The organism is Acidimicrobiia bacterium (assembly GCA_035471805.1).
Classification (GTDB): domain Bacteria; phylum Actinomycetota; class Acidimicrobiia; order Spongiisociales; family JAHEDJ01; genus JAHEDJ01.
Genome location: DATIPS010000066.1, coordinates 1 through 8,079, shown reverse-complemented (window position 1 = coordinate 8,079; position 8,079 = coordinate 1). Strand labels below are relative to the sequence as shown.

Annotated in this window: 8 protein-coding genes; 3 read left to right on the top strand and 5 right to left on the bottom strand. The window is 64.0% G+C overall.

Translation table 11 applies throughout. The features are described 5' to 3' along the window. A partial coding sequence (locus tag VLT15_13685) for a hypothetical protein (protein HSR46264.1) occupies positions 1–644 on the top strand: 644 nt, incomplete at its 5' end. Positions 645–1,083: 439 nt separating this feature from the next. On the opposite strand, the gene VLT15_13680 is transcribed toward VLT15_13685, so the two are convergent. The 3 genes from VLT15_13680 to VLT15_13670 form a co-directional block, all read right to left on the bottom strand. Beyond that, entirely contained in the window at positions 1,084–1,875 is a 792-nt protein-coding gene (locus VLT15_13680; GenBank protein HSR46263.1) for a hypothetical protein, read from the bottom strand. Positions 1,876–1,957: 82 nt separating this feature from the next. After that, entirely contained in the window at positions 1,958–2,446 is a 489-nt protein-coding gene (locus tag VLT15_13675; protein ID HSR46262.1) for a methylated-DNA--[protein]-cysteine S-methyltransferase, read from the bottom strand. Next, on the bottom strand, positions 2,446–3,840 hold the full coding sequence (locus VLT15_13670) for an AlkA N-terminal domain-containing protein (protein ID HSR46261.1): 1,395 nt from the start codon (positions 3,838–3,840) through the stop codon (positions 2,446–2,448). Before VLT15_13670 ends, VLT15_13675 begins: the two co-directional genes overlap by 1 nt. A 301-nt stretch (positions 3,841–4,141) precedes the next feature. On the opposite strand from VLT15_13670, the gene VLT15_13665 reads away from it, so the two are divergent. Next, positions 4,142–4,387 (top strand): dsRBD fold-containing protein, encoded by a 246-nt coding sequence (locus VLT15_13665; protein ID HSR46260.1) that lies wholly within the window; start codon positions 4,142–4,144, stop codon positions 4,385–4,387. 43 nt (positions 4,388–4,430) lie between these two features. On the opposite strand, the gene VLT15_13660 is transcribed toward VLT15_13665, so the two are convergent. Further along, complete coding sequence (locus VLT15_13660; protein ID HSR46259.1) at positions 4,431–5,480, bottom strand: mannose-1-phosphate guanylyltransferase/mannose-6-phosphate isomerase; 1,050 nt, start codon at positions 5,478–5,480, stop codon at positions 4,431–4,433. A 135-nt stretch (positions 5,481–5,615) separates the two neighbouring features. Next, on the bottom strand, positions 5,616–6,434 hold the full coding sequence (locus VLT15_13655; protein ID HSR46258.1) for a crotonase/enoyl-CoA hydratase family protein: 819 nt from the start codon (positions 6,432–6,434) through the stop codon (positions 5,616–5,618). Between the two features lie 238 nt (positions 6,435–6,672). Between VLT15_13655 and VLT15_13650 the strand changes: the two genes are divergently transcribed. Further along, a partial coding sequence (locus VLT15_13650) for a bifunctional metallophosphatase/5'-nucleotidase (GenBank protein ID HSR46257.1) occupies positions 6,673–8,079 on the top strand: 1,407 nt, incomplete at its 3' end.

Here is an 8,079-nt window from a genome sequence, read left to right as displayed (position 1 = left end):
GGCCTTCCCGGCTTCATGGAATCTTCATGAGACGGCTCGCCTCCGCTTCACGCGCCGGGCAGATGATGAATCTGAGGAACAAGGAGGTAGTGATGCGGAAGTTGTTATTGATAGTTTCGGTGCTGGCCCTTCTGGTCGCCGGCGCCACCTTCGTGGCGGCTGCGGACATGGATCAGGACCAGACGCAGGATCAGGTAAAGCTACAAACGCAGGATCAGCTGAAGGACGGGTCATGCAAAGTGGATTGCGACGGACCCGACCAGGACCGGATTCGCGACGGACAAGACGCCACCCTCTCGGCGGATGTCCAACTGAAATCGTCCGCCGACCAAGCCCCCATTCGGGATAGGGATCAGCTGCGGCTCCGGGATGGGTCGTGTGAAGCAGATTGCGACGGCGACGGCGACCGCGACCGGTTGCGCGACAGAACCTGCCTTGATCTGGCTGCTCCCAACGCCGTTGGAGCCCAGAACCAGGTCCAGAACCAGAACCAGGTCCAGGTCCAGAACCAGGTCCAGGTCCAGAACCAGGTCCAGGTCCAGAACCAGACCGAGAGCCAGGTCCAGAACCAGAACCAGGTCCAGGTCCAGGAGCAGGTCCAGGAACAGGTTCAGAACCAGAAAGGTCCCTCACAGGGACGTTGACAAGCGGCTTTCGGCCGTCGTGCTCGGATTGCCCCACATGCCCTCTCGCACATTCGTCACGGCGGCCGGACTCTTTCGGCTTCCGGCCGTCGTGCTCGGGTAACCCCTCGCCCCCTCTCTAATTCGTCACGGCGGCCGGACTCTTCCCGTAGAAGTCGCCGGTCGGGCCCCGGAGCACCCGGCCGGGGTGGTGGAGCTCTCATCCAATCCAGCCGTCGCTCAGCCGGTCCCCTTGACCGCCGACCGGGGAGGCTGCCTCCCGGCCACCATCCGGCGGTAGGCGACACGCAGAGTTCCCGACCCAATCGAGAACGAAAGCCGGCGGCTCAGTTCTTCTTTGCGGGTGCCGGTTCGTCCACGGGTGCCGGTTCCTCCGCCGGAAGGTCGGGTTCGGCGGGCAAATCCAGCGGTTCGACGAAGATGACTCGTTTCCGTTTTCCTATATCCAAGGCTGGTCCTTTCGTTCCATCAGGTGCTCTTCTATGCGGGCCAGTACCGGCGGTGTGATCGCCCGGCTCGAACTCGAAGTGAGCGCCGTCTCCGGATCCTCGAATATCGCTGCGATTGTCGCCGGATTCGCCGAATAGACAGCCCGGTCCTTGCCGATCAACACCAGCGATAACACCTCGGCCCTGGCCGCCCGGTACCCGTCCTCGTGTTCGACGACCTTGCCGCTCATGGCGATGAGCCCGACCGCATAGTTCCGGTCCGTCTCGCGAAGGTGGAGGCGGAACAGCGGGTCGAGACTCTTCGTCGCATACACGCCGCAACCGAGGCGGCCGCAGCGCTCGTCTGTGTGCGGCACTTCGTCCGACCCGGGATGGGCGGCGCACGACGCGGCAAATTCCGGGGAGTCCCACACCTGGCGGGCACCGACCAGACGCCCGTCGTCGACGATCCAGAGCCGGAATCCGAGAACAGCGGTCGGCGACCACGCCTCCGGGAAGGTCCGCTCGTATTCGGCGATCTCCTCGAGGACGAGGGCGGCCATGCCCTTCCCGAAGCCGTTGAGCTCCGACTCGACCACCTTCGCCCGCTGTTCCAGCTCCGCGATCTGTTTGCGGATCTCGGCAAGCTGGTGCCGGCGTCGGTTGACCGCCAGTTCGAGCCGGTACCCGGCCGGTTCGGATCGCTGCCGGCCGTAACGCTGTTTCAGCGTGCGCAGGCGGCGCCGCAGCTCCTCGGGAACCTCGGTCGATATGTCCGGAGGTACCGCTGGACTTGAAGACACACTGCCCCCTTCGGTCGGGGGCCGACCTTACGCCGATCGAACGTATGTTCGCAAGTGTTTGGGTTGGTCGATTTTCGCGATCTCAGGTTGTGCCGGCCGCCTCGTGGGCCAGGAGCCATTCCTTGGTGCCCAACCCTCCTGCAAAACCGGTCAGCGCACCGTCCGAAGCGACCACCCGATGACAGGGCACCACGATCGAAATCGGGTTGCGGCCGTTGGCGGCGCCGACGGCCCGCACCGCCGTCGGCCGGTCGATTCTCCTCGCCTGCTCGCCGTAGCTGATCCGCGACCCGTACGGAATCTCACTCAGCTCTCTCCAGCAGGCCATCTGGAAGGCGGTGCCGGTCACGTCGAGGGGGAGATCGAACTCAGTTCTCGTCCCGGCGAAGTACTCGGTCAACTGAGCAGCCGCCGCTGCCACGATCGGATGGCCGGAGTTCTCCTCTGTCGGCTCGCTCAGACGAACTCGATCAGGAGCTTCGTCGGGCCAGAGCACCGCTCGCAGTCCCTCGTCGGAAGCGATGATCCGCAGGGGACCGACGGGGGTTGTCAGGGTGGTTTCGTACAGCATCACAACTCCTCGTCGCGTAGGGAAGTCCACAAGTACTGGGCGGCCAGTGCCCGATGTGGACGCCAGCGTTCCGCATATGCCTCAACGGTTCCCGCCGTCGGCCGGTCCTCGCCGATGAGTCGACCCACGGCGATCCGGAGGCCGAGGTCTGACGACGGAAACGCATCCGGCTGTCGCAGCACCCGCAAAGCGATCAGCTGCGAAGTCCACGGCCCTATGCCCGGCAAGGTTTCGAGTTGTGCAGTTGCCTCGTCGAGTGGTTCGGTTCCGTACAGGTCGACCGAACCGCCGGCAACCGCAGCAGCGAAAGCCCGGAGCATCCCGGCCCGGGTTTGCGGAATCCCGATGCCCTCCATCGAAGCCTCGGCCAGCACCGCTGCAGAAGGGAACTGCCGGGACAATGCCGGCGGGCCGACGTCGAAGCTCTCCCCGTACTGTTCGACGATTCGTCCGGACAGAGTGGTGGCTGCTGCGACCGATACCTGTTGTCCGAGCAGGATTCGCACTGCGGTCTCGAAACGATTCCACGATCCGGGGATTCGCAGGCCCGGCCGCTTGCGAACGAGAGAGGCCATCTTCTCGCCGGCGGCCAGCGGCTCTGTGTCGAGGCGGCCGTCGAGGCCGAACAACTGGCGCACCCGGGCAACGTCATCGACGATGGAGTTGAACGTGGGCAAGTGGGCGGTCACCTCCAGGTGCCGGCCGTCTCCGTGATCACCGACCTCGATCACACCCGGATAGCCGCAGGTCGTGGTGAGCCGGCGATACGTCCGGTCGCGTACCTGCTCGATGCCGGGTATCGCTCTCGGTGCCAGGAAGCCGAGCAGCGAATCCCAATCGAGCGGCCCGGCGTAGGGAACCCGGAGTCGCAGACCGCCGTCGGTGTTCAGTTTGTCCCTCTTCCCCCGGCGGGCCCGCAGGTCGGTCGGCGTGAACCGGAACGTGTCCTTGACGACCCTGTTCATCTGACGGGTACTGGAGAACCCGGCCGCCCGCCCGACGGCCGCCATCGACAGGTCCGATTCGTCGAGTAATCGTCTGGCGAAGTGAGCGCGGCGTGAACGGGCCACGAAGGCCGGACTCGCACCGACCGATTGGTGGAAGATCCGCCGCAGCTGCCTGGCCGAGTATCCGACCCGGCCGGCCAGGTCGTCTTCCGTGCGCCTGTCCAGGAACCCTTCGCTGATGAGGACGATCGCCTGCTCGACGACGGCAGGCCCGGCCAGGCCGGCCCCGTCGGGTATGCGATCCGGCCTGCACCGGAGACACGGTCGAAAACCGGCGGCCTCCGCCGCGACCGCGTTCGGGAACGGCTCAACGTTTTTCTTCAGGGGCCTTGCCGAGCAGTCGGCCCGGCAGTAGATGCCCGTTGTGTGGACTGCTGCGAACTGCATGATGTGATTGTCCTCGATTGTATGCGACATATCCGGACATGGACCCGGAGGGAGGCAAGATGTCCGGATACGGCTCGTTTCCGGGTGAGCACGGCGCCGTCTCGAGATACGGTCGGCCTGCACCGGAACGCCTTCTCACTCGAGAGGTCGATCGTTTCGGTGCTCGGAATCGTGGGTTCGAAAAGGCACAACGCCTCTGGACCGGTCCGGGCGTCGTCGCGAATACTCGAGGTGTACCGTTGGTCCTACAGGGGCCCCGGTGGTTCCCGCCGCCGGGACCAGAGCCCGGAAAGGGGTTGCCATGCTCGAGAAAGATGTCCAGCTCGACATCCATCTGAGCGAGGACGACAGCGACACCATCGCTTATGCCGTCCTCAACCTTCGCGGCGATCACTTCGAGTCGGTCGGAAAGGCCCGTCGGAATCCGATGGATCCGCCCATGCCCGTCATTGGAGAGGAACTCGCCATTGCGCGCGCCCTGCAGTCGCTGACTGTCGAGGTTATGGAAGCGGCGCAGTCGAAGGTTGAGCTGTTTCTCGTCAGCTAGTTGGTACGCGACTGACTGATTCGGTCCGCGGGGCGGCAGCGCGTCATAGCTCCGGCCGTCCCGCCTCGCGCAGTCTGTCGACGACCTTCTTCACGTCCTGGGCGCGGTCTCTCGCAGCGACCAGCACCGCGTCGCCGGTTTCCACCACCACGACGTGATCGAGTCCGACGACCGCGACCAGACGGTCCCGGGCTACCACGATCGAGTCGTTCACTCCTTCGAGTAGCACGTCACCTTCGGTCGTGTTGCCCTGGTCGTCCTTATCGCTGAGTTCCCAGAGAGCGTCCCAGGAGCCAACGTCGCTCCATCCGGCGTCGAGCGGAACGACAACGCCGTTGTCGATGTGTTCCATCACGGCGTAGTCGATGGAGTCGGCGGGGCAAAGCGCGAATGTATCCGCGTCGAGGCTGAGCACGTCGTCGAGAAGCTCAGACGCTTCTATCACCGCAGCCAGCCCGGCGGCCATCTCCGGAGCGTGCTCGCCGAGAGCCGACAGATATACGTCGGACCGGAAGAGGAACATACCGCTGTTCCACAGGTAGTCGCCGGTTGCGATGTACGACTCGGCGGTCTCGGCATCCGGCTTCTCGACGAACCGATCGACAATGAAGGCATCGCCGTCCCCAACTCCTTTGCGGATGTAGCCGTAGCCGGTCTCTGGGCGATCCGGAACGATGCCGAAGGTGACGATTCGGCCTTCCGCGGCGAACGGGGTCGCCGTCTCGATCGCCCGGTGGAGCGCGTCGACGTGGGTGATGATGTGGTCGGACGGCAGGACGAGAAGGAGAGCGTCGCTGCCCGCCGCAACTGCTGCTGCACCGGCGGCCGGAGCCGTGTTGCGCCCGACCGGCTCGACGATGAATCGAGGCGTCACTCCGATCTCGGCGAGTTGTTGCTTGATCGTCCCGACATGATGCTCATTGCAGACGACGATCGGGTCGCCGGCATCGTCCAGCCCGGCGAATCGCCCGGCCGTTGCCTGGATCAGGGTCTCATTGCCGACCAGCGAAGCGAGCTGCTTCGGATGCCGGAGGCGTGACACCGGCCACAGGCGGGTTCCCGACCCTCCGGACAGGATGACTGGAACGATCATCGATACACCTTCATCTCGAGGCGAGCCCGTCCGCTGGTCCCGGTTGATCCGCTCATCCGGCAACTTTGCGCACGGCATCGTGTGGTGCCGTGGGTGGGAGCCGGAGTGCCGGGCCGATGAGAGAGGCGGCACATGTCATTCTCCGGTGAAGTTGGGGGGACGCTTCTCGAAGAATGCGGTGGTTGCCTCGACGATGTCGTGGGATTCGATGAACGCCGCGTTGTAGAGAGCGATGTGGTCGAGGGCTTCCTCGAGCGTCATGTCGGCTTCGGCGGCCAGGACTCTCTTGGCGCCCTGGACGGCCAGCGGGGAGTTGGCAGCTATCTCGGCCGCCATGTCGTGTGCTGCCTCCACGACTGACTGGTGGTCGGGATACAGCTCGTTGACCAGCCCGATCTCCTTCGCCCGGTCGGCCCCTATGTCCTTTCCCGTGAAGAGGAGTTCGGCGACGTGTCCGGCGGCGATGAGGCGCGGGAGTCGTTGGACCGTTCCGACATCGGCCACCATCGCCATCCTGGTTTCCCGGATCGAAAAGGTGGCGTCGTCGGTGGCGAGACGGATATCGCAGGCGGTGATGAGATCGATGCCGGCACCGAGGCAATACCCGTGAACAGCGGCGATGACAGGCTTGGGGCACTCTGCGATAGAGGTCATCGTCCACTGGAACCTCTTGACTTCTTCGTAGCGGGCGAGTTTCTGCGATGCATCCGAGCCCTGTCTCTGGCCGGCTACCTGAGCCAGGAGAGTGAGGTCGATTCCAACGGTGAACGCTTGGCCTCGGGCGGCGATGACGACTGCTCTCACGTTCGGGTCGTTCGAGAGTTCATCCATCGCCTTGGGGATGTCCTCCCAGAAAGGCAGGTTCATGGCGTTGCGCTTGTCGGGCCGGTCCAGCCAGAGCGTGGCGACGTGACCGTCGTATTCGATCGTGAGGACCTCGGAGGAGAACGTCATGTCCGGAAGCCTAGAGGGCCCCGGGCAGAGGTGACTAACCCGACCGTGTGCGCGAAATGTGGGTTTGATTACGTCGTCAACCACTCTCAGCGTTGGCTAGGTTTGAAAAGGTGCCGGTCCGGTGTGACGGTGCGAAGGTGTCGCAGAAGTTTCCGCAAGGGGCGGGCTTTGCATGTCTTCTCCGCATCGTTCGCGGATGCGTTTCGGCCGGGTCGGGAAGCTCGAGAAGGAGGACGGAGTGAACAGGAGAAAAACGCGCGTGAGCATGATCGTGCTCACGACGCTGGCGATGGTCGTGGCGCTTATTCCGGCGGCTGCGGCCGGAGGGAAGACGGAGGCGCCGAAGGTCGACTTTACGCTGACCATCCTCCACAACAATGATGGTGAGTCCCAGGTGGTCAACGCCGGTTCCGGCCTGGAGGACTTCGGCGGGGCCGCACGATTCAAGACACTGGTCGACGATCTGAAGTCGTCGGTGATTCACAGCGTTCCCGCTGAGCCGGGAAGCAAGCGCGGCGTGGTGATGATCTCGTCGGGCGACAACTTCCTGGCCGGGCCGGAGTTCACGGCCAGCCTGGCCAACGGTATACCGTTCTACGACACGATCGCCATGGAGTTGATCGGCTACGACGCCGTCAACCTCGGCAACCACGACTTCGACTTCGGGCCGGATGTGCTGGCCGACTTCCTGGCCGGGTACACGAACCCGCCGCCGTATGTCAGCGCCAACCTCGACTTCAGCGCCGAACCGGTGCTGCAGGCATACGTTGATGCCGGAGTGATCGTCCCGGCGACCGTGGTCAAGCAACGCGGAGAGATGATCGGTGTGATCGGTCTCGAGACGCCGAATCTGCCGTTCAACTCGTCGCCGCGCGACGTCGTCGTCGACGATGATCTGGTCGGGGTGGTGCAGGGGCAGATCGATGCGCTCGAATCCATGGGTATCGACAAGATCATCCTGACATCACACCTGCAGAACATCGAGAACGAACTCGAACTTGCCTGTCAGGTGCCCGGCCTCGACGTGATCATCGCCGGCGGGGGAGACGAGTTGCTCGCCAATGAGGGAGATCTCCTGATCCCCGGAGACGAGTCCGAGGTCTATGGTGCCTATCCCCAGATTGCGGACTGTGATGGCTACGAGGTCCCCGTCGTCACAACGTCCGGAGAGTATCGGTACGTCGGCCAGATGGTCGTTGAGTTCGACAAGTGGGGCAATGTCCTCGGCTTCGACGGCGGCCCGGTGAGGGTGGCCGGCGGAGACTGCAATGAGCAGCTTCCCTGTGACGATGCGGTTGAGCCCGACCCGATGATGCAGATGTACGTCGTCGATCCGGTTGAGGCCTACACCGCGGCGCTTGATGACAATGTCATTGCCCAGAGCGAGGTGGACCTGGACGGTCTGCGCAGTTCTGTGCGGTCGAAGGAGTCCAACGAGGGCAACTTGATTGCCGACAGCCTGCTGTGGTCTGCGCGTCAGCTAGCGGTCGCTTACGGGGTGAATGAAGCGGACGTGGCGTTCCAGAACGGCGGAGGGATTCGCAACAACACGATCATCCCGGCGGGACCGATTACCGAACTGGATACGTTCGGCATGGTGCCGTTCCCGAACTTCCTGACCGTTTCCGAGACCATCCCCCGAGAG

What these genes read in the sequence shown, in the direction of transcription:
- VLT15_13670 (HSR46261.1), bottom strand. Translation starts at nt 3,840, where the DNA reads ATGCAGTTCGCAGCAGTCCACACAACGGGCATCTACTGCCGGGCCGAC.
- VLT15_13655 (HSR46258.1), bottom strand. Translation starts at nt 6,434, where the DNA reads ATGACGTTCTCCTCCGAGGTCCTCACGATCGAATACGACGGTCACGTC.
- VLT15_13675 (HSR46262.1), bottom strand. Translation starts at nt 2,446, where the DNA reads ATGCTGTACGAAACCACCCTGACAACCCCCGTCGGTCCCCTGCGGATC.
- VLT15_13665 (HSR46260.1), top strand. Translation starts at nt 4,142, where the DNA reads ATGCTCGAGAAAGATGTCCAGCTCGACATCCATCTGAGCGAGGACGAC.
- VLT15_13660 (HSR46259.1), bottom strand. Translation starts at nt 5,480, where the DNA reads ATGATCGTTCCAGTCATCCTGTCCGGAGGGTCGGGAACCCGCCTGTGG.